The 25,938-nt window shown below is 41.2% G+C and carries 22 protein-coding genes and 1 riboswitch; of the genes, 21 read left to right on the top strand and 1 reads right to left on the bottom strand.

Going from position 1 to position 25,938, the window contains the following annotated elements:
- Nucleotides 1-253 precede the first annotated feature (253 nt).
- The 20 genes from G593_RS0110055 (at nucleotide 254) to G593_RS0109960 (ending at nucleotide 22,998) form a co-directional block, all read left to right on the top strand.
- Nucleotides 254-1,036, top strand: coding sequence for a Uma2 family endonuclease (locus tag G593_RS0110055; protein ID WP_029731614.1), 783 nt, complete (start codon nucleotides 254-256; stop codon nucleotides 1,034-1,036).
- Nucleotides 1,037-1,255: 219 nt separating this feature from the next.
- Nucleotides 1,256-2,758 carry a DUF7601 domain-containing protein gene (locus G593_RS0110050; protein WP_029731613.1) on the top strand — a complete coding sequence of 501 codons (1,503 nt, stop codon included), beginning with the start codon at nucleotides 1,256-1,258 and terminating at the stop codon, nucleotides 2,756-2,758.
- Nucleotides 2,755-3,018: a hypothetical protein gene (locus tag G593_RS0110045; protein WP_005337216.1), complete on the top strand. Its 264-nt coding sequence runs from the start codon at nucleotides 2,755-2,757 to the stop codon at nucleotides 3,016-3,018. The genes G593_RS0110050 and G593_RS0110045 overlap by 4 nt, the downstream gene beginning before the upstream one ends.
- On the top strand, nucleotides 2,996-3,559 hold the full coding sequence (lepB, locus tag G593_RS0110040) for a signal peptidase I (protein WP_029731612.1): 564 nt from the start codon (nucleotides 2,996-2,998) through the stop codon (nucleotides 3,557-3,559). Before G593_RS0110045 ends, lepB begins: the two co-directional genes overlap by 23 nt.
- A 51-nt stretch (nucleotides 3,560-3,610) precedes the next feature.
- Entirely contained in the window at nucleotides 3,611-4,684 is a 1,074-nt protein-coding gene (locus G593_RS0110035; protein WP_029731611.1) for a DUF7601 domain-containing protein, read from the top strand.
- Between the two features lie 2 nt (nucleotides 4,685-4,686).
- A complete protein-coding gene (gene srtB, locus G593_RS0110030) occupies nucleotides 4,687-5,487 on the top strand; it encodes a class B sortase (protein WP_029731610.1) in 801 nt (266 codons plus the stop codon).
- Nucleotides 5,480-6,184, top strand: coding sequence for a Spy0128 family protein (locus G593_RS0110025; protein WP_029731609.1), 705 nt, complete (start codon nucleotides 5,480-5,482; stop codon nucleotides 6,182-6,184). The genes srtB and G593_RS0110025 overlap by 8 nt, the downstream gene beginning before the upstream one ends.
- A 210-nt stretch (nucleotides 6,185-6,394) precedes the next feature.
- Complete coding sequence (locus tag G593_RS0110020) at nucleotides 6,395-6,817, top strand: DUF4418 family protein (RefSeq protein WP_029731608.1); 423 nt, start codon at nucleotides 6,395-6,397, stop codon at nucleotides 6,815-6,817.
- A 273-nt stretch (nucleotides 6,818-7,090) separates the two neighbouring features.
- Nucleotides 7,091-8,107, top strand: a complete 1,017-nt coding sequence (locus G593_RS0110015; RefSeq protein ID WP_029731607.1) for an ABC transporter permease — start codon at nucleotides 7,091-7,093, stop codon at nucleotides 8,105-8,107.
- A complete protein-coding gene (locus G593_RS0110010) occupies nucleotides 8,108-8,896 on the top strand; it encodes an ABC transporter ATP-binding protein (protein ID WP_005337228.1) in 789 nt (262 codons plus the stop codon).
- A 72-nt stretch (nucleotides 8,897-8,968) separates the two neighbouring features.
- Entirely contained in the window at nucleotides 8,969-10,069 is a 1,101-nt protein-coding gene (locus G593_RS0110005) for an ABC transporter substrate-binding protein (RefSeq protein ID WP_029731604.1), read from the top strand.
- Between the two features lie 89 nt (nucleotides 10,070-10,158).
- The gene (locus G593_RS0110000) at nucleotides 10,159-11,373 is read left to right on the top strand and encodes an ABC transporter permease (RefSeq protein ID WP_155961792.1); all 1,215 of its coding nucleotides are present in this window, start codon (nucleotides 10,159-10,161) and stop codon (nucleotides 11,371-11,373) included.
- Nucleotides 11,370-12,044 carry an ABC transporter ATP-binding protein gene (locus tag G593_RS0109995; RefSeq protein ID WP_029731602.1) on the top strand — a complete coding sequence of 225 codons (675 nt, stop codon included), beginning with the start codon at nucleotides 11,370-11,372 and terminating at the stop codon, nucleotides 12,042-12,044. Before G593_RS0110000 ends, G593_RS0109995 begins: the two co-directional genes overlap by 4 nt.
- 113 nt (nucleotides 12,045-12,157) lie before the next feature.
- A complete protein-coding gene (locus G593_RS0109990; RefSeq protein WP_029731600.1) occupies nucleotides 12,158-14,251 on the top strand; it encodes a molybdopterin-containing oxidoreductase family protein in 2,094 nt (697 codons plus the stop codon).
- A 107-nt stretch (nucleotides 14,252-14,358) separates the two neighbouring features.
- A riboswitch (Lysine riboswitch) is annotated at nucleotides 14,359-14,526 on the top strand.
- A gap of 234 nt (nucleotides 14,527-14,760) precedes the next feature.
- On the top strand, nucleotides 14,761-16,377 hold the full coding sequence (locus G593_RS0109985) for a Na+/H+ antiporter NhaC family protein (RefSeq protein WP_029731599.1): 1,617 nt from the start codon (nucleotides 14,761-14,763) through the stop codon (nucleotides 16,375-16,377).
- Nucleotides 16,378-16,583: 206 nt separating this feature from the next.
- Entirely contained in the window at nucleotides 16,584-19,505 is a 2,922-nt protein-coding gene (locus G593_RS0109980; RefSeq protein WP_029731598.1) for an insulinase family protein, read from the top strand.
- 163 nt (nucleotides 19,506-19,668) lie between these two features.
- The gene (era, locus tag G593_RS0109975; RefSeq protein ID WP_005334279.1) at nucleotides 19,669-20,565 is read left to right on the top strand and encodes a GTPase Era; all 897 of its coding nucleotides are present in this window, start codon (nucleotides 19,669-19,671) and stop codon (nucleotides 20,563-20,565) included.
- A 76-nt stretch (nucleotides 20,566-20,641) separates the two neighbouring features.
- Nucleotides 20,642-20,815: a hypothetical protein gene (locus G593_RS20505; protein WP_005337240.1), complete on the top strand. Its 174-nt coding sequence runs from the start codon at nucleotides 20,642-20,644 to the stop codon at nucleotides 20,813-20,815.
- Complete coding sequence (gene recO / locus G593_RS0109965; RefSeq protein ID WP_005337241.1) at nucleotides 20,757-21,497, top strand: DNA repair protein RecO; 741 nt, start codon at nucleotides 20,757-20,759, stop codon at nucleotides 21,495-21,497. Before G593_RS20505 ends, recO begins: the two co-directional genes overlap by 59 nt.
- Before the next feature lie 100 nt (nucleotides 21,498-21,597).
- Nucleotides 21,598-22,998: a glycine--tRNA ligase gene (locus G593_RS0109960; protein WP_005337253.1), complete on the top strand. Its 1,401-nt coding sequence runs from the start codon at nucleotides 21,598-21,600 to the stop codon at nucleotides 22,996-22,998.
- Nucleotides 22,999-23,049: 51 nt separating this feature from the next.
- Here G593_RS0109960 and sstT read toward each other — a convergent pair whose 3' ends face one another.
- Nucleotides 23,050-24,255 (bottom strand): serine/threonine transporter SstT, encoded by a 1,206-nt coding sequence (gene sstT / locus G593_RS0109955; protein WP_029731597.1) that lies wholly within the window; start codon nucleotides 24,253-24,255, stop codon nucleotides 23,050-23,052.
- 158 nt (nucleotides 24,256-24,413) lie between these two features.
- Between sstT and G593_RS0109950 the strand changes: the two genes are divergently transcribed.
- Entirely contained in the window at nucleotides 24,414-25,811 is a 1,398-nt protein-coding gene (locus tag G593_RS0109950; RefSeq protein ID WP_029731596.1) for an aminopeptidase, read from the top strand.
- The last annotated feature ends 127 nt before the right edge of the window (nucleotides 25,812-25,938 follow it).

Here is a 25,938-nt window from a genome sequence, read left to right as displayed (position 1 = left end):
CTATATCAGTTGGGAGATGACTCCCATCTCTATAGGTGGTGAGAAACAAGCTGGTATCAGTGGTGGGAGTCAATCCCTTAGCTGATATAGCCTCCGGTAGGGCGCACATTGTCCGGTGGACAATGGTTTTGCGCCGACCGAAACGGAGTGTAGACTTGCAGAGGTGCGCAGTAGAAGTATGTCATGCAATTGCATGACGCGCACCTCGCAGCAAGAATGCCGAGGCATTCTTGAATGGATTGGAGGGGATGCAATGACGGTAGAAGAGATGAAGCAAAGAAAAAAGGAATTAGGATATTCGAATGAGAAACTTTCAGAGCTTTCGGGAGTACCGCTTGGAACGGTGCAGAAAGTTCTTGCGGGAGTTACCAGATCTCCAAGATATGAAACTTTAATTGCACTTGAAAGGATATTGAAAAAACATACAGACAGAATCGGTGAGGCGTTACCAGAGACGTCTGAAAAGAGACAGGGTGATTATACGGTAGAGGATTATTACTTAATTCCGAAGGAAAGACGTGTTGAACTTATTGATGGCGTGATTTATGATATGGCTTCATCGACTGCCATCCATCAGATTCTGTCTACGGAATTGTGTAACATAGTCCGATCATATATCAGTCAGCAGAAAGGAAGATGCATTGTCATGGCTGCACCTATGGACGTACAGCTTGACTGTGACGATAAAACTATGGTGCAGCCAGATGTTATGGTCATCTGTGACAGGGACAAGATTACAAGAAAATGTATATATGGAGCCCCGGATCTGGCAGTGGAGATACTCTCGGATTCTACAAAGAAAAAAGATATGTATGTGAAACTGGGAAAATATATGGAGGCAGGAGTTCGGGAATACTGGCTGGTGGATCCGAAAGGGAAAAAGGTTATTGTGTATGATTTTGAAGCAGAGGTGACACCGTCTATTTATGGATTTAGCTCCAAAGTTCCAGTGGGTATATTCGGGGGAGAATGTGAAGTAGATTTTGCAAAGATTTATGAATACATTAGCTTTCTGTATGAAGAAGACGATGTGTAAAAAGAGACGCGGGGCATAAAGCTGTATGCGTGATCCAGAAGATCAAGGGTCATGTGTACAGCTTTTTATATCAGATGGGAGATGACTCCACCTCTATAGGTGGTGAGAAACAAGCTAATATTTGGGCATTTTAGGAATAATCTGGAAACTTTCTTCATAGGATATATATAGGCAGGCTGAAAAAACAAAGTTTTGAAAAACAGAAAGGGAGTTACAGACATGAAAAAAAGAGGAAGAAGATGTTTGATTTCATTACTCCTCGGGCTCTGCCTTCTGATGCCGTCACAGATGAAGGTATTGGCGGCAGATGCACAGGAAGACAGTAGTTCTGTACAGGCTGTAGAGGAGGCGGTGCCAGATCAGGAAAATGCTACTACAATAGATGAAAATCAGATTGACAATACGATGCAGGATGACCAGGATATTGCAGTACTTGCAGATAATTATCCTGCTACAGGTAAGATTACTGCAAAAGTATATCTGAGATATAGTAATGCGATACCAGAAAAGATAAACCAAGCTTTTACTGCGGGTGAGTTTGGACCTTCGGGTAACAATACTCCATATTTTACGGTTACGGTGGATTTGGATCAGTTGAATAAAAAGCCGGTAAAAACTTATATAAAAGACTATGATCGGACATGGTACATCTACTATTCTATTGACAGTGATGAGTCTTGGAATCCGGGAGATAAGACAAAGGCGAACCGGGTGCAAAATGCCACGAATCTCTGGGAGCAGGCAATTTTTCAGGCCATGAGCAGTACGGATCAGAAGAAGTTTGAAAATGTATTTGGAAGCAATATGTTTGTCGGTTATGTCCTGAAACGGGAGAATGATGGCTGGCATATTGACGGAATTCTGAAGAAAGATCCACCGGTTTATGTAGTAGAGCTATATGATCAGAATGATCAGGCATTATTTGCAATTTCTTCCAATGAACAAAAACTTCCAGGTGTTACTTATGCAGATTTTAAAACAAAAGTGGAAGAAGCACTTGGTGGAACGAATTATCAATATCTGACAGAGGAAAAAGACCGGATTGTTCTGAACTACGACAAAGATGGGCGGATATGGCGGGTGACTATCACGCCAAAGATAGATGGGGCAGATAAAGATTATGCAGGTATTTATCATGTGGATCCGGCAAATAACAAGTTTTCTTACCGGACTGTTTCGAGGAATACCTATTATCTGAGCCGGATGAAGATGAAAGTAGAAGATGTGACACCGGTCAATTTGACCATTTCCAAAATTATAAAAGGCAGTGCAGCAAATCCAGCCGAACATTTTACATTTACACTGACTGCATCCAGATTGGCAGGAAAGACATTCGATGTAATTTATAATGGAACCCAGAATTGTTCACAGACACATGCCTCACAGATTATATTTGATCAGTCAGGAAATGCCAGCGTTGTTCTGAAAAATGGTGAGTCAGCTACGATACAACAGATCACATCTGGAGACGTTAGGATCAAAGAAGAAAGTGGAGATTACTGGGCTTCTGTTACTGTAAATGGTGCTGATGAGAGATATGACCAGGAGAATGGCATCCTGCTTAATATTGACAATACGAATGTTACAGCTGCATTTACAAATCAGATGGAGCAGCAGCCGGTGACAGGCATTGCCATGATGACTTTTCCATATGTGCTGATTCTTTGTATTGCAGTGCTGGCATTGGGATATGGATATGCCAGAAGAAAGAGAAATGTATGAGACAGAACAAAAAGGAGAATAAGAACAAGAGGAAAAATGAAGAATGGATTCAGAAAGCCAGGCATGCATCATCTGTAAAGGATATTGCACATGTTATTGAAACTATGCAATTTCACAGAATATTTGGACTGGTTGATGAACAGGAAGTGTGGGATAAGCTTCTGATTCTGGACGAAATGTATCGTAGAGTCTTTTTTATCCAGGAAGAAAAGTTTCGCATGCAATTAAAGGAGAAACATGGAGCAGAGTATACAATCTAACCGGGCAGGTAGTACGGAAGAGGTAATCCGGCAAAGAAGGCAGCGAACGATACTTCGGAAGCTTCGTGGCAGTGATCTTAGAAAAGCAGTATTTCTTGCGGTCTTTCTTGTGCTTCTGTTCCGGTGTGTGTTCGGAGTGACATTTGAGTATGGAAGCGATATGAAACCGGCAATCGGTGACAAAGATCTGTTATTATACTACCGCCTGCAGGACTCATATACGGGAGGTGATGTAGTCGTATATGAAAAGCGAGGAGTAGAGATGGTCGGAAGAATTGCGGCGATGCCTGGTGAGACAGTGGAAATTACGAAGAACGGACAGCTTGTCATAAATGGTTATACACAGGCAGATATAAACCAGGAAGATATGTATAACCCGGGAAATAAAAATGGTACAGGAAAAGTAACGCTTAAAAGTCAGCAATATTATATTTTAAGTGATGATCACAGTGTGTCCAGAGACAGCAGGGCACTGGGAGCAGTATCGAAAAACGAGATCCGGGGGCTTGTTATCACTGTGATCCGAAGGAGAAATATATAATCAAAAAAGAGATAAAAAAGTTGCTTTAGAATATGGAAAGGAATGTAAGGTATGAAAAAGTTTACTAAAAAACTGGTAGCATCTATGCTGTCCACAGCAATGCTTATGGGCATGTCATTAACTGCATTTGCAGCGAATTCGCAAACACAGGGAATTAGTGTTAATGGATATTCTGGCCCTGGAAAGCAGATTGCCAAGACCTGGTCAGTTGCAGAAAATGGATTACTCAATGATTCAGAAACATTTGATTTTGCATTAGAGTACACAGGTTCTGATGCAATCGGAACCAATGCTTCGAGCACACCGACATTTAATGGAAGTGAAATGACACAGAATAATGCCACAAAGACGGCGCAGATTACATCAGCATGGAAGACAAAGGCAGCAGGCGGAGCAAGCTCCAGTGAAACATTGTCTTATGATGAGTTATTCGACGGAATTAGATTTACAGCTCCGGGGTTATATCACTTCATGTTAAGCGAGAATCCGGGACACAATCCCAATATTGCATATTCTGATCAGTCTTATTTGTTAGATGTTCAGGTTGTATGGGAGACAGAAGATAACGGATCCCAGACAGGAAATTTAAAGGTATCAGGCATTGCAACAACGAGTGTGGCAACCAATCAGAAAAGTGAAGGGGCAGGATTTGAAAATACAGAAGCGGATGCAGAATCTTTAAAAATAACAAAAACTGTTTCCGGAAGTGCTGCAAATAAAAATGATGAATTCACTTTTACTGTTGTTGTAAATGGAATTGATGGAACTTATTCTACAAACAAAGCAGATGTTACAGTGACAAATGGAGAGGAAACTACATTTACACTGAAACACGGCGAGACGTTTGAAATTAAAAATCTTCCGGCAGGGGCAGATTATACTGTAAAGGAGACTGACTCAAAAGGGTATGATACAACAAATGTCAGCGTGAATGGTGGAAAAGCAGTTGAAAGTAAGAGTGCGAACGGAACAATTAATCTGGATGCAACAAACACAGTTGCTTACACCAATATTGACACAGTTACTCCACCGACAGGTGTGATCCTTCATTTTGCCCCAGTCCTTCTTGCATTTGCAGCAGCGTTTTGTGGATGTCTCGTATTTTTCCGTCGTAAAAGAATCTAAGGATGGAACGAACGCCGGAGTATTATCTGACTAAAGGGCTTGATATGGTTGTAAATGGCGTGGCGGCAGTTATTTTTTTATGCTGCCTCGCCTATGCCGGTTATGCGCTGTGGGACAACTGGAGCATTTTAGATGGCTCGGAAAATGCACTGAAAACGATGGTGGAATATAAACCAGACGAGGCAGAAGGACTTTCTTATAATTTCAGTCAGCTTATGGCTATGAATCCGGATGTATGTGGATGGATTGTTATGGATCATACAGGAATCGACTATCCAATAGTTCAGGGAGAGGACAATTTTGAATATCTGGATAAGGATGCACTTGGAAATCCGGAGATATCCGGAAGTATCTTTTTGGACTGGCAGAATAATCGGAAGTTTACAGATCCATATATGGTACTTATGGGGCATCATATGCAGGCAGGAAAAATGTTCGGTGATCTGGATAAATATAGTGATGAAACATTTTTCCAGAAAAATACAACTGGGAAAATTTATCTGCCGGACCGGGTGCTGTACCTGGAAACAGCTGCGTTTCTTACAGTAGATGCATATGACAAATATATTTATCGAACCCAGTGGGATAATGTATCGGAAAGGCAGGAGCTTTTGAAACGCATTTATGAACAGGCGCAGTATACAACAGGAGAAGAACTTACGACGGAAGATCAGATGATAGCACTGTCGACCTGTTCCACAAGCGGAACAAATGCAAGACATGTTCTCATATGCAGGATTGTGCACAGCAGTGCTTCGGAGGAAGGAAGTGGAAAAGTATATGTGGAGATGGAAAATGAATGAGAAAATGCGGGGGATAAATATACAAGAGAAGGCAAGTATGTGTGGAAAAAGTAAAATGTGGCTGGTAATGGTAGTTTTTGCACTAATATCTACAGCGATGCTATCTTCAGTGAAAATTCATGCAGCAAGTGCAGAAGAAAGCCAGATGGCAAATGTAGAAACAAATCATGTGACAGCGGTAGAGAATACACAGGAGCAGATAACGGTCAATATTCCTGTGAAATTAAAAATTACTGGAAACTCGCAACAAAACGAAATATTTTCGTTTTTATTAAAACAAAATGATGAACAAAGTCCGATGCCGAAGATTTCAAAAGTTCAGATAACAGGAACAAAGAAAGATGCATTTCAAATTCAGTATGAAAAGCCGGGGGTGTACAGATATACGATCAGTCAGGTGGCTGGTGATGGAAAAAACTGGACATATGACCAGTCCGAGTATTCTCTGGAAGTCTATATTATGAGAAATGAACAGACAGATACGCTACAGTCACTTATTGTCGCATACAATGCAAAAGGAGAGAAAGTTGACCCTGTTTTTGTGAACAGATATCAGGAACCGGAGGCCAAACAAAAAAGTATGACGGTCAAGACCGGGGACAGCGCAGATATAAAAACTCTGGCAGGTCTGATGTTAATCTGTGGAGGAATTATGATCGGGACTTACGAATATAAAAAGAAAATAGAAAAAAAGTAATTGTTCATTAGTTGTTATATGCAAAAAGAAAATAACAGACAGAAAGTTTCACAGGAAAGCAGAGCGCATCACCTTATTATATGATTGTAAGGTGAGCGCTCTTTTAATCTATAACTGAAGTTTATATATAGAGATTAACAATTTGAGGACTTTGCCAGAGAGTGTTAAACTAAAAACAGTATGTATTTTACAGAAGAGAGGAGAAAGAAAATGAAGACATCAATGAAAGACAATGTAGTAGCAGCGGTGAATCTGCTGGCAGGATTTATTATGACAGCAGCACCGAAGATATGGGCAAAACCATGTGGAGGAATGATGATTCTTGAAAACGGGAATGAGACACATATGCGCTGCTTTTATTCTGGACAGGTACTTGTTATTCTGGGGATTATTCTGCTTGTGAATGCATTGGTCATGTTTTTAGCAAAGAATAAGTTACAGGGAGGCATTGTTGCGATTGTAATAAGTGTTCTGGCTGCACTCGTGACAACAGATACAGGACTTGGAATTGGTATATGTGCACATGCTAATATGGCTTGCCATGTGATGACTTCTTGGTCAAGATTTGCGGCAGGTGTAGCAATTATTACTGGAATAATTTTGATTGTTTTTAGTATAAAAGATAAGAAATAGAGAAAAACAATACTTTCTTTAATATATCAGCGATAAAAAATATAGCATTCTTACCTATTTTTTGCAAAGTTGGTAAGAATGCTATATTTTTGCGCTAAAAAGAATGAAAAGTATGATGTTATATATACTGACTGATCTATATTAATATAGATAATATTAATAATTACATGTATTTATGAGAAAAAAAGATTTTACTTTTGTACAAAATGGATATATGATTGTAAAAAATAAATATGAAATTTGTTAGTTATGAAAAAGGAGACAGCGAAAGGAATGGAGAAAGAGAGACAACTGACGAGGGAACAGCTACTTGAAATGGAAAGTGCTCCGAAGACGAAGATGCAGCGTAGATTAGATGTACTGGTTTGCTTTTGTCCATTTATTGCGGCGATCATTATGTTTTTAGTTTACTATAATATGCCCAATATTGTAACAAATCCGAAACCACACATATTTACTATTTGCGTCTGCTTTTTTTTGGCACTTTATCTGATTACACTGATTCGAGGATTCATTAATAAAAGTTACTTTGGAAAAGTGAGATACAAAGCTCCGCTTTATACGGTAATTGTATTAGTGGTTATGTTGTATGATGTTTTGACCTTAAAAACAGGCATTTTAAAACAACCATTTTTCCCATGTGTGAATACTATTCTTGTAGCGATTATAGAAGACAGAAAATTGTTACTGGTAAGCACACTAGGTTCATTGAAACTGTTGTTTACAGGATATTTTATCGGAGGAATCCTTGGACTGATTACAGGAGTTGCCTGTGGATACAATAAAAAGATTAATTACTGGGTATCACCGATCATAAAATTACTCGGACCTATCCCGTCTACGACATGGATTCCAATTATTATGGTACTTGTATCTTCACTTTTCAAAGGAAGCGCATTTATCATCGGACTGGGTGTATGGTTCGCAATGACGATTGCATCTCAGAATGGTATCCAAAATGTGGACAAGGCATATCTGGAAGCAGCAAGGACACTTGGAGCAAAAGGATATCAGCTTGTATTCCGTGTGGCAATTCCACATGCGATGCCGAACATCCTTCAGGGAATGACTCAAGGAATGAGTTCTGCATGTACAGCACTTCTGGTTGCAGAGATGCTGGGAGCAAAAGCAGGACTTGGCTGGTACATACAGTGGCAGAAATCATGGGCAATTTATTCCAAGATGTATGCGGCGGTTGTACTGATTTGTGTAATCTTCACAGCTGTAGCCTTCGCATTAAATGTTTTGAAAAAGATATTGCTTCGCTGGCAGGAAGGAGTTGTGAAATAGATGGCATCATTGGAGGAGAAGCAGGGACATGGACGTGTCCTGGAATTTAAAGGTGTAACTAAAAGTTTCGCCAAGATTGACAGCGATGGTATTACACATGCGCTGGCAGAGATTGACCTGACGATTGAACCGGGTGAGTTCGTAAGTATAGTAGGAACCAGTGGATGTGGAAAATCTACGATTCTCCGTCTGATTGCAGGACTGATTCCACCGACAAGTGGGGAGATATTACTGGGCGGCAAGCCAATTACCGGAGCCGGACCGGACAGAGGAATGGTTTTCCAGAAAGCTACATTATTCCCGTGGCTTACAATTGAGAAGAATGTTTCTTTTAGTCTGCGCATGCAGAAAAAGTATAATAAAGAAAAAGTGGAAAAGATGCTTAAGATGGTAGGATTGGAGGAGTTCCGTAAGGATTATCCACATCAGCTGTCAGGAGGAATGGCACAGAGAGTAGCACTTGTACGTTCGCTGATTAATAATCCGGATATCTTACTTCTGGACGAGCCTCTTGGAGCATTGGATGCATTTACCCGTATGAATATGCAGGATGAGATTCTGAATATTTGGAGAGAGCAGAAACAGACAGTTGTTATGGTAACTCATGATGTAGAGGAAGCTATCTATATGGGAACCAGGGTACTTGTCATGGAGCCAAGACCTGGAAGAGTAAAAGCAGATATTCCGATTGAATTATCAGAGCCGAAGCAAAGAAACAGCGAAGAGTTCCAGGCTTATAGGAACAGGATCTTACAGATGCTTGATTTAAAACATCACGAGGATCATTAAAGGAGATATTTATTTTCGAATAAATATAAATAGCAGCAATGTAAATGCAAAAAAGAAAAAGGAGAAAAAAGTATGAAGAGAAAAGTTTTTGCAGCATTACTTGCATGTGTGATGACAGTTTCATTGGCAGCATGCGGAAATACATCTGATTTATCATCAGACAAATCAGATGCAAAAGAATCTACAAAACAGGAGGAATCTACTGATAAAGAGGTGGCAGATATCAGTAAGATGACAGATGATGAGATTAAAGCCGCTATGGAAAAAGAACCAGCATGGGGAACAACCATCACAGCGGAGTATGATGGAGGAGATTGTACTTGTGGAACTCACATGGCAAAGGCACTGGGGTACTATGATAAATGGGGAATTAATGTAGATATCGCAGCAGGAACTGAGATTACAGAGGCTCTTGGATCTGGTAAGGCGCAGATGGGAGTACATCATATTGCGCATATGCTCGTGCCAATTACAAATGGAATGGATATTGTATTTACAGGAAGTGCTCAGACAGGATGTAAATCTTTATATGTACTTGCGAATTCCGGAATTGAATCAACAAAAGACTTAGAGGGAACTACAGTAGGTATGGATAGCCCAATCGGTGGATCATCTCATAATATGATTATTCGTTTCTTCCTTGCAGACGGATTAAAATCTGATGCAGCTACATGTGTACAGGTTGAGTCAAGTGCGGCGATTCAGTCCTTGCAGTCTGGTGAAATTAAAGCCTGCCTGTTAAGTGACCGTTTCGCTAAGAAATTCGTAGATGACGGTACATTAAAAGTTTTACGTTCAATCACATGGGACGATGATTTTAAAGATGAGACATGTTGTGTACTTGCTATGCAGGGTAAATTCGTAAAAGAGAATCCAGTCATGGCTCAGGTACTTACAAAATGCGTAATGGATGCGTATATGTACATTTATGACAACAAAGACGAAGCGGCACAGATTATGTTAGATGAAGGAATGGTATCTGGTGATCTTGAGCTTACAAAATACATGCTTGATCAGCAGAATTGGTCTGTATCCTATGATGATACTAAGAAGACAATTGAGAATGTTGCAGAAGACTATATTAAAGCTGGAATTATTAGTTCTGACTGGACAGTAGACAAAGTAGTAGAGACAGCATGGCAGCCACTTGCATCAAAAGAAAGTGCTAAATAATTAGATATATACGATAGAAAGTGGAGGAGCTTTGGACTTTGTATAAGGGCGAAGGCTTCTCCCTTTTCAGTTATGAAGGAGAAAAGAAAATGAAACAGAAACCATTGACTGTATATGGACTGGCGGGAAGAAATCTGCAGCATCGAAAAACGAGAACAATATTTTTGATCCTGCTTGTAATGATCCTGTCTGCTACACTTTTTGTCAGCCGGATCCTGACAGAGAGTATGAGACAGTGCATTGATAAGACTGTTGACCGGATTGGAGCAGATGTCATTGTAGCTCCGGCTGAGTATGAGGCTGATCTGAGCGACTCTTTGTTTTCAGGAGGGCAGTGCAGTTTTTATTTTGACCGTTCCCTGATGGATGATATCAAAACGATTGATGGTATCGAGAAAATGTCTCCACAATTATATATTACATCTCTGGACGCAGCTTGCTGCTCTGTTCCGGTACAGATTGTTGCATTTGACTCAGACAGTGATTTTATTGTGAAGTCATGGCTTGCAGAAAATCACATACAGAAACTGAAAAAAGGAGAAGTGGTAGTGGGAAGTAAGATTAATTCCGAAATCGGGGGAACCATTTCCTTTTTTAATGAACCATTTACGATTGCGGCAAAGTTGGAGGAGACTGGAACCAGTTATGACAATTGTACTTTTATGGATGTGAATACAGCCGATACATTATTTAATAGTTTCCAGATGAAATATGTGACAGATCTTACGGATCCGCAGAATTATGTATCATTGGTTATGATAAAAGTGAAAGATGGAACGACCTCTAAGAAAGTTGCAGATACAATCAATACAAAGATGCGTGCATCCGGACTAAAAGCTTATACAGCAAAAGCAATGTCCGGAAATGTTACAGACACTTTAAATCAGATGCAGTCCTATAGTTCTGTATTAATCATGCTCTTGTTTGTGATGGCGATTCTTGCATTGGTCTGCATTTTTAATATTACAGTAAATGAGAGACTGAAAGAATTTGGAGCCATGATTTCGGTCGGAGTACATAAGAGTCAGATTTTTAAAATGTTATTACTGGAAGCCGGTATCATTGGAGGAAGCGGTGGAGTACTCGGTGTCATGATTTCGGGTGGAGGGATATTACTTTTCAGCGATATTATTATAGAAAAGCTTCATCTTACTTATTTTAATATTGCCATCAAAGGATATGCAGTATTAGCATTGCAGAGTATTTTGCTTGCGGTTGTTGTCAGTTTACTTGCTACATTGTATGCTGCAATACGCGTCAGCAGAATGGAGACATATAAACTGATCCAGGAGGTAGAATCATGATCTTAAAGACAGAAAATTTAAGTAGAGAATTTGTCCGGGGTGACAGAAGATTCTATGCTGTAAATCAGGTGAATGTAAAAATTAATGAAAATGAACTTTCGGTTATCATGGGACAGTCAGGAAGCGGAAAATCTACTTTATTTCATATGTTGACGGGAATTTTGAAACCTACAGAGGGCAGTATTGAATTGATGGGTCAGAAAGTGGAAAGCATGACAGAAGTAGAACTTTCAGAATTGCGAAGAGGAGATCTGGGGTACATCATGCAGGGACAGAATCTGTTACCTAATTTGACTGTTACAGAAAATATTATGCTTCCAGTCTCTGTAGGGAAAAAGAAGAGACAGCCAAAAGAAGATATGGAAAATCTGGTAGAACTTTTGGGTATCCAGGATATGATGAGTGAATATCCGTACAATCTGTCAGGTGGAGAACAGCGGCGTGTGGCAATTGCAAGAGCATTTTATCAACAGCCGAAACTGGTGATTGCAGATGAGCCGACAAGCAGCTTGGATGCAGAAAATTCAGAGATTATTATGAAATATTTTAAAAAAATGGTTGCAGATGGCGTTGCCATATTAGTAAGCACTCATGATCGAGATTTTATGAATTATGCGGACAAATGTTATTGGATGAAAAAAGGAGAATTGACAAAAGAGCAGGAGCTTTAAGATGCAGGGGGAATTTATTAAACTGGCAATTATGCGAGCATTTTGATACAGTAGTACAATAAAACTAATGTAGCTGATAAAATAAATAGTAATTAAAAAAGGAGCGGAGCATCATGGTAAAAAAAGGAATCTGTGGTTTATGTCAGGGCGGCTGTGCAGTAGTTTATGCTATTGAAAATGGGAAAATTGTGAAAGCAGAACCAGATAAAGAATCTCCGAAAGGAAGATTATGTCCGAGAGGAGCATTGGTACCAGATATTCTTTATGGGGAGGAGCGTATCAAACGTCCATTGATCAGAGTTGGCGAGCGTGGAGAAGGAAAATTCCGCGAGTGCAGTTGGGAAGAAGCTGTTGACAAAGCTGCGGAATTACTGAAAAAAACCGCAGATACATATGGCGGCAGATCTCTGGCATCTTACTATGGACGAGGTATTTTAGGGCTTCCTGTAACAAGACTTTGTGGCAAAGGTGATGGAAGCGGCAAAGGAAAATTTCTTATAAATCTGGGTTCCGTCAATGATATGAATTGTGCATCCATCTGTAATCTGGCTTCCAGTACAGTGACGCCTGGAACACTTATGGGTCTGAATACGAGAATGATGGTGCAGGAGATTGAAGAAAGTGATTATATTATCTCATGGGGTAAAAACTCTGCCAGTGACGATGGCCCGCAGGTGATGTTGCATCGTATTAAGGAAGCTCAGAAGCGAGGAGCAAAATTGATCGTGATAGATCCAAGGCAGGAAGGACTTGGCAAGATTGCAGACTGGTGGATTTCGATTACGCCGGGTTCCGATGGAGCACTTGCCCTTGCGATGCTGAAACTGATTATAGACAGTGGACGTTATGACCATGAATTTATTGAGAAATATACAAGAGGATTTGAAGAGTTTAAAGCTTATCTGGATACACAGACAATGGAGCAGCTTTCAAAATGGTGTGGCATTTCCGTGACAGATATTGAAAAGCTGACAGATATTTTCTGCTCTACTGCAAAGATTCCGCTTGTTGCCTATACGGGTCTGGAATATCAGCTCAGTGCAATTCAAAATAACCGTGCAATCTTTGTATTGTGGGCAATTACCGGGAAGTTGGACGCGCCGGGTGCAATTTATCTGAATGCAAAAGGACTGGAGACTCCGAAGCTTTTTGAAATACCAGAAGATGACAAACCAATCGGAGTAGATGAATTTCCGTTATTTTATAAATTCAGTGGTCTGGGACAGTTTTCGCGTTTTCCGAAAGCAGTATTAGAAGACGAGCCATACCCGGTCCGTGGACTTATGATTTTAGGAGGATCGCCGGTATTGTCATTCCCGGATAGTAAAAGCTGGCGTGAAGCATATAAAAAATTAGATTGCCTGATCGTTCTGGATCGTTACTTTACAGAAGATGCCCGATATGCAGATGTAGTTTTTCCGGCCTGTTCGTTATTCGAAGTGCCAAAAGCTGTACCAGGACCAGAAGGACCACATATTGTGGAACCCCTGATTGAGCCAGTCGGAGAATCTAAAAACGATGTGTTAATTATGGGAGCAATTGCCAAAAAACTTGGATTTGGTGATAAACTTCCACAGACAGAAGAAGAACTTAGAAGCTGGCTTCTTAGTGGAACTGCGCCATATGCAGGAGATTTTGGGGCAAGTGCAGACCAGAAAAAAGAAAAGCATTATAAGAAATATGAGACAGGTGAGTTAAGAGCAGATGGAAAACCGGGATTCCCGACACCGTCCGGAAAGCTGGAAATTTATTCTACAATTCTGGAGGAAAATGGATTTGTCCCATATCCAGAGTATAAGGATGTTCGTTCAATTCCGGAACTTGCTGGTAAAGAATATCCATTTACTATGACAAGTGGAGCAAGAAGCAATAACCGTATGGGTGTGTTTGGGGCAAATCTGGATAAAATTGCTGAGATTGAACCGTATCCGTTTGTAGATATCAATGCGGAAGATGCAAAAGAAATTGGTATCGAAGATGGCGACATGGTAAAAGTAATAACGCCATTCGCAGACGGAACATTTAAAGCGAAAATCCGTGGCATTGCAAGACATGCAATACATATTCCACATGGGGGTGGAAGCGCCTATATGGCAGAACCTTGGAAAAATGGAAATGTCAATGATTTGTGTAGTCTGGACTATGCAGATCCGATGACAGGATTTGTACTTATTAAATCTGTACCATGCCGGGTAGAAAAAGTATAGTAAACAGTAATAATAAAAAATGATAAAAAAGTAACGATAAAAGTATAAGAAAAAGGATTGACTTTTTTTAACATAGGTGATAAAAAGATACTATGTGAATAAAGAATTTGCTTGATAGAGGTGCGGGATTCATCAGTAATGATCGGCGACAGCTTGGGAAGCTGCCGGACATGAAAGGGGAGACCGCCGAAGAAAATGTAATATCCCAAGTACATTTTCTGGGGCGTGGCAGAATATGCTGCGAACTGTCACATCGGTGGAGCGCTATCAGAGTATAATAAAGAATAGACCGTAAGGAGAAAGAACGGGATATTTGGACTGATGAATTATACCGTGAGTGCACGACGCAGATGCATTCACGGTTTTTCTATTTAGATTTATAGTTGACATGAAAATGGGAAAATGTTTCATGACAGGTATGAAAAACAGGTATAAGATCTGTGGTAGAAAAGATGTAACCAGGCAGAGCTTTATTCCGAAAATATTAAATTACATAAGGAGTAGAGATTATGTTGAAAAAGAGAAAACTGGCAGCCTGGGGGGCTGTAGTTTGTCTTCTGATGCTGGCTATGAGTTCTGTCACAGTTTTTGCAGCAGAAGAGACAACAGAGTATGTGCCAAAAATGTATGCATCTTTTTGGGCGCTGGTGCCACCGGTTGTAGCGATCGTGCTGGCGCTGATCACAAAAGAAGTTTACAGTTCTTTATTTGTAGGAATTGTGATCGGAGGACTTTTCTGGTCAGGATTTTCATTTGAGAATACAGTACTTCATGTATTTCAGGATGGTATTGTAGGGGTTCTGACAGACAGTTATAATATGGGAATTTTAGTATTCCTTGTGATTCTCGGAATCATGGTGTGCATGATGAATAAAGCAGGAGGTTCCGCTGCATTTGGCCGTTGGGCGAGCGTACACATTAAGACAAGAATCGGAGCCCAGCTTGCGACAATCGTGCTTGGAGTTTTGATTTTTATTGATGATTACTTTAACTGCCTGACCGTTGGAAGTGTTATGAGACCAGTCACAGATAAGCATCAGGTATCAAGAGCGAAGTTAGCTTACCTGATTGATGCTACGGCAGCCCCGGTATGTATCATTGCACCGATTTCCTCATGGGCGGCGGCAGTTACCGGATTCGTAGAGGGAGAGGACGGATTTTCCATTTTTCTCCGTGCCATTCCATTTAACTATTACGCACTTCTGACAATCCTGACCATGGTTCTTCTTGTTGTGTTAAAGGTTGACTATGGCTCAATGCGTGTCCATGAAGATAATGCATTAAGAGGAGATATCTATACTACACCGGACAGACCGTACGCAGATGCACAGGATGATGTAGTTGAAGAAAAAGGCGGTGTGATCGATCTTGTATTTCCAATTCTTGTACTGATTGGCTGCTGTATTATCGGAATGCTTTACAGCGGAGGATTTTTCAGTGGCGTTAGTTTTGTAGAAGCATTTTCAGCCAGTGATGCGTCAGTCGGACTGATGCTTGGAAGCTTCTTCGCATTTGTGATCACGGTTATTTTCTATGCACTTAGAAGAGTTCTGAAGTTTACAGATTCTATGGCATGTATTCCAGACGGATTCAAGGCTATGGTGCCGGCAATCCTGATTCTGACATTTGCATGGACACTGAAAGCTATGACAGACAGTCTTGGTGCAGCAGAGTATGTGGCAGGAGTTATGGAGACGGCTGCGACAGGACTTGTGAATTTCCTCCCGGCAATTATTTTCCTGGTGGGTTGTTTCCTTGCATTTGCGACCGGAACTTCCTGGGGAACATTCGGAATTTTGATTCCAATCGTAGTTGCTGTATTCCAGGGAACAAATGAAACGATGATGATCATCTCTATCTCAGCCTGCATGGCAGGTGCGGTATGCGGCGACCACTGTTCGCCAATTTCTGATACGACGATCATGGCGTCAGCCGGAGCGCAGTGTAATCATGTAAATCACGTATCGACACAGCTTCCATATGCTATGACTGTGGCAGCAGTATCATTTGTGACTTATATCATTGCAGGATTTGTACAGAACGCATGGATCTGTCTGCCAATCGGTATTGTGCTGATGACAGGAACACTTTTGGTGATCCGTGCAATTACAGGAAAAGAAGAATAGATGAACGAAAAGAACATTTGCCTTAAGAAATGGATCCGGTTTTTGGGATATTTCTAAAGAGCAGATGTTTTTTTATATAATAGGGAATTGCATTTCCTATTATATAAAAAATCCTCATGTATTCCAAAGGGCTTACAGTTTATTTTGTGGAAAAATGTGATATAATAGCCTCAGTGTATGAGAAAGGAGAACATCGGAAAGAGTTTATGAGTGTAAAAGACTTAACGACGTATGAAGTATTAAAAGACGAAGATTTAAAGGGTATTAAAGCGAAAGGAAAGCTTTTAAAGCATAAGAAAAGTGGCGCGAGAGTTCTGCTTGTTGAGAATGATGACAATAACAAAGTGTTCAGCATTGCATTTCGGACACCACCGTCAGACAGTACAGGAGTTCCGCATATTATGGAGCATTCCGTACTCTGCGGGTCAAAGAATTTCCCGGCAAAGGATCCATTTGTAGAGCTGGTGAAGGGATCTTTGAATACATTTTTAAATGCAATGACGTATCCGGATAAGACTGTTTATCCGGTGGCAAGCTGTAATGACAAGGATTTTCAGAATCTGATGCATGTATATATGGATGCGGTTTTGCATCCGAATATTTACAATCATGATAAGACATTCCGTCAGGAGGGCTGGAGCTACAAGCTGGATGAAAAAGATGGCGAACTTTCCTACAATGGAGTTGTATACAATGAGATGAAGGGAGCATTTTCCTCACCGGAGGGAGTTCTGGATCGGGTTGTTCTGAATACCTTGTTCCCGGATAACTGCTATGCAAATGAGTCCGGTGGAGATCCGGAGGTGATTCCACAGCTTACTTACGAGCAGTTTCTTGATTTCCATAGAACATATTACCATCCGTCCAACAGTTATATTTATCTGTACGGAGATATGGATATGGAGGAAAAACTTCGCTGGCTTGACGAGGAATACCTGTGTCACTATGACAAAAAGGACGTAAACTCAGAGATTCATTTGCAGAAGCCATTTGATGAGGTACAGGAGAAGACTTTTGAATATTCTATAGCAAGCGATGAATCTACAGAAGAGAATACATTTCTTTCTTATAATAAGGTCATTGGAACAACATTGGACCGAGAACTCTATCAGGCATTTGAAATCCTGGATTACGCACTGTTATCTGCACCGGGAGCACCGCTTAAGAAGGCCCTTACCGATGCCGGAATCGGAAAAGACATTATGGGTTCTTATGACAATGGTGTGTATCAGCCTATTTTCTCTGTCGTTGCGAAAAATGCAGAGGAAAGTCAGAAAGATGAGTTTGTGAAGGTGATTGAAGACGTTCTTAGAGACCAGGTGAAGAATGGCATCAACCAGAAAGCGCTGCTGGCAGGAATCAACTACAACGAATTCCGATACAGAGAAGCTGATTTTGGAAATTATCCAAAAGGACTTATGTATGGACTCCAAGTTATGGATAGCTGGCTTTATGATGAAAACCAGCCGTTTATCCATATTGAGGCGTTAGAGACATTTGCATTTTTAAAGAACAAAGTTGGAACCGGATATTATGAAGAACTGATCCAGAAGTATCTGCTTGACAATACACACGGAGCAATCGTAGTGGTCCGCCCGGAGCAGGGACGTACAGCACGTCTGGATGCACAGCTCCAGGACAAGCTTCAGAAATATAAAGAGTCATTGAGCAATGCAGAGGTTGAAAAACTGGTGGCAGACACGAAGGCGCTGGAAGAGTACCAGTCTGAGCCGGAAGTGATAGAAAATCTGGAAAAAATCCCGGTACTGCGCAGAGAAGACATTTCCAGAGAGATAGCTCCATTCTTTAATGAAGAAATGAAGCTGGCAGATGTGCCGGTTGTTTACCATGAGATTGAGACAAATGGAATCGGATATGTGAACGTTATGTTCGATCTGTCCGGTGTCAGTGCAGAAGAACTGGCGGATGTTGGAATCCTGCAGTCAGTACTTGGAATTATTGATACAGAGAACTATGAATACAGTGAGTTATTCAATGAGATAAATGTAAATACCGGAGGAATCGGTACATCACTGGAGCTGTATAATAATGTGACCCGTGTGAAAGAAAAAGAATTCAAAGCGACATTTGAGATCAAAGGAAAAGCATTATACTCACAACTTGAGAAAACATTTGCCATGATGGCAGAGATTCTTACGGCATCAAAACTGGATGATACGAAACGAATCCGGGAGATCCTTGCTATGCTGAAATCAAGGCTGATTATGAAGTTCCAGTCTTCTGGGCATACGACCGCAGCACTTCGTGCACTGTCTTATGCATCACCGTCTGCTAAATTCAAAGATATGACAAGCGGAATTGACTTCTACAAACGAGTTGCCTATATAGAGGAACATTTTGACGAGGAAAAAGGGGCGTTATCGCAGAGATTGTACGCACTGACAAAGAAAATCTTCCGTCCGGACAATATGATGATCAGCTATACAGCGGCAAGAGAAGGTCTTGAGGGCATGGAGCCGAGAATCGCGGAACTAGCCGGAAGGCTCAATCATGAGAACGTAACAGAGACACCGTGCATCATTCATTGCGAGAAAAAGAATGAAGGATTTAAGACTGCATCAAAAGTTCAGTATGTAGCACGCACTGGTAACTTCATAGATCGTGGCGTAGAATATACAGGAGCACTGCAGATTCTCAAAGTGATCTTAAGCTATGATTATCTGTGGCAGAATATCCGTGTCAAAGGCGGAGCTTACGGCTGCATGAGCAGTTTCAACCGCATCGGAGAAGGTTACTTTGTGTCTTACCGTGACCCGAATTTAAAACGTACCATTGATGTATATGAGGGTGTGGTAGATTACCTGGAGAACTTTACTGTCAGTGACCGTGATATGACAAAATACATCATTGGAACAATCAGTAACATGGATCAGCCAATGACACCGGCGACTAAGGGCGAACGTTCTATGAATCTCTACATGAACAAAGTAAGTGCCGAGATGATTAAGAAAGAACGCGCACAGATCCTGGATGCGGCACAGGAAGATATCCGGGCACTCGCCAAGGTGGCGAAAGCAGTACTGGCAGCAGACCAGTTGTGTGTCATTGGTGGAGAAGAGAAAATAGAAGAAGATAAAGAATTATTTGGCGATGTGACAAGCTTTTAATTAGGGACGTAGCATTTCGTTAAAATGATGTTGGGGCGGATTCCAAGGTCTTTCATCCACTTATGAGCAAGCTCACGTGGATTTAGACCTTTTGACCCTGGCATCATTAAAATATTACGTCCCCATCAGTGATTAGGGGTGTCCCTAATTGAGAGGAGAACATATGAAGAATGATTTTAAGTCTGGTTTTGTGACATTGATTGGACGTCCGAATGTGGGAAAATCTACATTAATGAATTACCTGATCGGGCAGAAGATTGCCATTACATCTAACAAACCGCAGACAACACGTAACCGTATCCAGACGGTTCTGACAACGGATGAAGGTCAGATTGTATTTGTTGATACACCAGGAATCCACAAGGCGAAAAACAAGCTCGGCGAGTACATGGTAAATGTGGCTGAGAAGACATTGAATGAAGTGGATGTCGTGCTTTGGCTTGTGGAGCCAACTACATTTATCGGAGCGGGCGAACAGCATATTGCAAAGCAGCTTCAGAGAGTCAAGACACCGGTCATTCTCGTCATCAATAAGGTGGATTCTGTGAAGAGAGAAGAGATTCTGCCGGCAATTGCTGCATACAAAGATATTTATGACTTTGCAGATATTGTTCCGGTATCTGCAAGAAGTGGTGACAATACGGATGAACTTCTACGCGTCATTATGAAATATCTTCCATATGGACCACAGTTTTATGATGAGGACACAGTGACAGATCAGCCGGAACGTCAGATTGTGGCAGAATTGATCCGTGAGAAAGCATTGCACAGCTTGCAAGATGAAATTCCGCATGGAATCGCGGTTGCGATTGACCGTATGAAAATGCAGAACAAAGTTATGCATATTGATGCAACGATCATCTGTGAGCGTGATTCACACAAGGGAATCATCATCGGAAAACAGGGGAGTATGCTGAAAAAAATTGGAAGTACTGCCCGTTATGAGATTGAGAGAATGTTGGATTGTAAGGTCAATCTGAAGCTTTGGGTGAAGGTAAAGAAGGACTGGAGAGACAGCGAATTTCTGATGAAAAATTTTGGATATCGGGAAGAAGAATAAAATGAGTGGTATTTGGGGGAATCTAATCATAAGGAAAAACATTTACATGAAAACAAGCTTATGATGAGGTGACCTTATGGAAGAAAAGTACTGGAAGCAATTTATGAAGACAGGAAGGATTGTGGACTATCTCTATTACCGTGGCATGAAGATCTGCTACAGAGTCATGGAGCGTTCACAGAAGAAGACCTATGAATCAGATTACCGTGACGGGCATGGTGCTTTCGGCAAATCCGGTGGGCGATTATGACAGACGTGTTGTACTGCTTACAAAAGAACGTGGGAAAATTGCAGCATTTGCAAGAGGAGCCAGAAGAACCAATAGTTCCCTCCTTGGGGTGACAAGCCCATTTTCATTTGGAGAATTTGTAGTCTATGAGGGGCGGACATCATATACATTGATGTCGGCCTCTATTTCCAATTATTTTTCTGAACTTCGGACAGACGTGGAAGGTGCTTACTATGGTTTTTATTTTCTGGATTTTGCAGGGTACTATGCAAGGGAAGCCAACGATGAGACAGAACTCTTAAAACTTTTGTATCAGACATTGCGCGCCCTTACAAATGTACATATACCAAATCGGCTGATTCGGTGCATTTATGAGTTAAAGGCGGTTTGTATCAATGGAGAAGGCCCACAGGTGTTTGAATGTGTCAGTTGTGGAAGCTGGGAAGAAAATATGAAGTTCAGCGTCAGAAAAGGCGGTCTGGTCTGTAGAAAATGTGAGATTCATGCGCCGGACGCGGTGATGGTAGGGACATCTACTTTATATACGCTTCAGTATATTATCAGCTCAAAAGTAGAGAAGTTATATACATTTGCAGTAAAAGAAGAAGTGCTTTTGGAACTGGAGAATCTGATCCGCAATTACCTGAATGTATACGTGGGAAGAAACTTTAAATCACTGGAAATATTAGAGACAATAGTTTGATTTATAGAAATACAAAGTAAATATATGGGAAATAGACTTGAAAATAGATAGTATTAACTGTATAATTATTAACAATATCAGAGGAGAAGGAGAAGGGAATATGGTAGAAAAAACAATGGACAAAATTGTAGCTTTAGCAAAATCCAGAGGATTCGTGTATCCGGGGTCTGAGATTTACGGAGGACTTGCAAATACATGGGATTATGGAAATCTCGGAGTTGAGCTTAAGAATAATGTTAAAAAAGCATGGTGGCAGAAGTTCATTCAGGAATCACCATATAATGTCGGCGTAGATTGTGCGATCCTTATGAATCCACAAACATGGATTGCAAGTGGTCATCTTGGCGGATTCAGCGACCCTCTTATGGATTGTAAAGAATGCCATGAGCGTTTCAGAGCTGATAAACTTATTGAAGATTACGCTCACGAGCATGGTATTGAGATTGGAGACAGCATCGACGGCTGGAGCCATGAGCAGATGGAGAATTTTATTAAAGAGAATAATGTTCCATGTCCGACTTGCGGTAAACATGATTTCACAGAGATCCGTGAGTTCAACCTAATGTTCAAGACATTCCAGGGAGTTACAGAAGATGCAAAGAATACAGTATATTTAAGACCAGAGACAGCACAGGGAATCTTTGTAAACTTTAAGAACGTACAGCGTACATCAAGAAAGAAGATTCCATTTGGAATCGGACAGATTGGTAAATCATTCAGAAATGAGATTACACCAGGTAACTTTACATTCCGTACAAGAGAGTTCGAACAGATGGAGTTAGAGTTCTTCTGTGAGCCTGATACAGATCTTGAGTGGTTCGCTTACTGGAAGAAGTTCTGTCTTGACTGGTTACACACACTGGGACTGAAAGACGAAGAAGTACGTTATCGTGACCATGATAAAGAGGAGCTTTCATTCTACAGTAAAGCAACTACGGATATCGAGTTCCTGTTCCCATTTGGCTGGGGAGAACTGTGGGGAATCGCAGATCGTACAGATTATGATCTGACACAGCATATGAATGTGTCAAAACAGGATCTTACTTATTTTGATGACGAGAAGAAAGAAAAATATACACCATATGTTATTGAGCCGTCACTTGGAGCAGACCGTGTAGTTCTTGCATTCCTGTGTGCAGCTTATGATGAAGAGAATATTGGAACAGAAGATAAGCCGGATACAAGAACTGTTCTTCACTTCCATCCGGCACTTGCACCAGTGAAGATTGGTATACTTCCACTTTCCAAGAAGCTCAACGAAGGAGCAGAGAAAGTATATGCACAGCTTGCTAAGAAATACAACTGCGAGTTCGATGACCGTGGAAATATCGGAAAACGTTATCGTCGTCAGGACGAGATCGGAACACCATTCTGTGTAACATACGACTTCGATTCCGAAGAAGACGGAGCAGTTACAGTACGTGACCGTGACACAATGGAGCAGGAGAGAATCAAAATAGAAGATCTTGACGCTTACTTTGAAAAGAAATTTACATGGTAAAATAATAATTAGGGACGTAGTATTTTAAAGTTTTACTACGTCCCTAATTCATTATTTTCGTGTACGCATCTCTCCGATTGCCGTAAAGAGGACATCGGTAGATGAGTTCAGTGCGGTTTCGCAGGAATCCTGGATAACTCCAACGATGAATCCGACACCAACGACTTGCATAGCGACATCGTTCGGAATACCGAAGAGGCTGCAGGCAAGTGGAATCAGAAGGAGTGATCCACCGGCTACACCGGAAGCTCCGGCAGCGCTGGCTGCAGAGAGGACGCACAGAATCAGTGCAGTCGGGAAGTCTACGTGGATATTCAGTGTATGTGCTGCGGCAAGTGCCATAGTGGAGATTGTAATAGCAGCTCCTGCCATATTGATAGTTGCGCCAAGTGGAATGGAGATGGAGTAAGTATCCTCGTCCAAACCAAGATCCTGGCAGAGTTTCATGTTGACCGGAATGTTGGCAGCAGAGCTTCGGGTGAAGAATGCTGTCAGTCCGCTGTCTTTCAGGCAGCGAAGCACAAGTGGGTATGGGTTCTTACGAAGGCAGATAAATGTAATCAGTGGATTCATAATAAGTGCCACGAAGAGCATGGTTCCGACCAGTACGCAGATCAGACGTCCGTATCCGAGAAGAACGTCGAGTCCCTGCTCGGAGATTGTAGTGAAGATCAGTCCCATGATACCAAATGGTGCACAGTTAATGATCCATTTTACTGCAGTCGCGATAGCATCTGAAATATTCTCCAAAGCATTCTTTGTGCCATCACTTGCGCTCTTAAGAGCAATGCCAAGTATGATGGCCCATGCAAGGATTCCGATATAATTGGCGTTTACCAGTGAGTCGACTGGATTCGCAACGACATTCATCAGCAGATTTTTCAGCACTTCTGTGACACCGGTCGGTGGTGTGATATCCTGAGTATTCGTGCTCTGTGAAAATGTCAGAGTTACCGGGAACAAGTAGCTGGCAATAACTGCTGATAATGCAGAGAACAGATTGCCGAGCAGGTACAGTATCACGATAAAAGACATGTTCGTTTTCTGGCCTTTTGCCATGCGGCAAAGGGAACTCATAATCAGGAAGAATACAAGAAGCGGTGCGATTCCGCGAAGTGCTCCGACGAACAGATCTCCGAGAATGGAGATTGCGGTCGCCTGTGGGAAAATAAGTCCCAAAGCAATTCCGATGATCAGACCGCAGATAATGCGTTTGATCAGACTGATGTTGTTCCATTTTTGAATCAAAATTTTCATGTTCATTTCCCCTTTTGATAGTATAACAATTAAAATGCAATTAAAATTATAATGAACTTTAGGAAAAATGTAAATAATGTATTTATAATATGATATACTTATTATCAAATTGTGGCAGAAATTTAGCTGCGAAATATAAGAAAAAAGGAGTCTTGAGCATGGAACGTAGAAATGCATGGAAAGTATATGACCAGACAGAACTGGAAAAATTAGACAAGATCAATGAGACATATAAGAATTGTCTGGACGATGGAAAGACAGAACGTGAGTGTATTACACTTGCGGTGAAAAAGGCAGAAGCTGCCGGATATAAGAATTTAAAAGAGCTTCAGAAGGAACATGTAAAATTAAAAGCCGGGGATAAAGTGTATGCAGTGTGCATGGATAAGAGTATTGTCCTGTTCATCATCGGTCAGGAGCCGTTGGAAAATGGAATGAATATCTTAGGTGCACACATTGACTCTCCGCGTATTGATGTGAAGCAGAACCCTTTATATGAAAATGAAGAGCTGGCTTATCTGGATACTCATTATTATGGAGGAATCAAGAAATATCAATGGGTAACACTTCCGCTTGCTGTTCACGGTGTGATCGCAAAAAAAGACGGAACAATTGTTCCAGTCAGCATTGGAGATGAGGAGGAAGATCCGGTATTTGTGATTACAGATCTTCTTGTACATCTTGCATCAAAGCAGCTTGAGAAAAAGGGAAGTGTAGTCGTAGAAGGCGAGAAGCTGGATCTTTTAATTGGAAGCCGGCCGCTTGAGCAGGATCCTTCTCTTGATCAGGAAGAAAAAGAAGCAGTTAAGGCAAATGTGATGGAACTTCTGAAGAAATATTATGATATGGAGGAAGAAGATTTCCTCTCTGCAGAACTTGAGATTGTTCCGGCAGGAAAAGCAAGAGACTGTGGTCTTGACAGAAGCATGGTGCTGGCATACGGTCAGGATGACCGTGTTTGTGCATTTACATCTTTATTTGCAATTCTGGATACGCCTCAGGTCACACGTACCGGATGCTGCATCCTTGTAGATAAGGAAGAGATCGGAAGCGTAGGAGCAACCGGTATGCATTCCAGATTCTTTGAAAATGTAGTGGCTGAACTGGTTGCTATGACTGACGGGGAGTCCGAGCTGCAAGTCAGAAGAGCTTTGCAGAATTCCAGAATGTTATCTTCCGATGTAAGTGCAGCATATGATCCGATGTACGCAGATGTGTTCGAAAAGAGAAGTTCTGCATTTTTCGGGAAAGGACTTGTATTTAATAAATTCACCGGGAGCCGTGGTAAGAGTGGTTCTAATGATGCCAATGCAGAGTACCTTGCAAAGATTCGTGGTGTCATGGATGATGCAGATGTATCTTATCAGTTCGCCGAACTTGGAAAAGTTGACGCAGGCGGTGGTGGAACAATTGCTTACATCATGGCAAATTACGGCATGGAAGTCATAGACAGCGGTGTGGCAGTGTTATCCATGCATGCACCTTGGGAAGTGACAAGCAAAGCCGATGTATACGAGGCATATAAAGGCTATGTTGCATTTTTGAAAAATATGTAGTATTTACGTGTATACGTTGCACGACGCGCATTTCTCAGTAAAGATGCCAAGAACATTTTTAAGGAACGAAATATGTCGAAAAGCATGCGAATTATTGTAGAGCAGAGGGAGAATAATCCCTCTGTTT

The organism is Dorea sp. AGR2135, from assembly GCF_000420885.1.
GTDB lineage: Bacteria > Bacillota > Clostridia > Lachnospirales > Lachnospiraceae > Dorea > Dorea formicigenerans.
The sequence above is the reverse complement of the archived record's forward strand: the minus strand, read 5'-3'. Positions and strand labels throughout refer to the sequence as shown.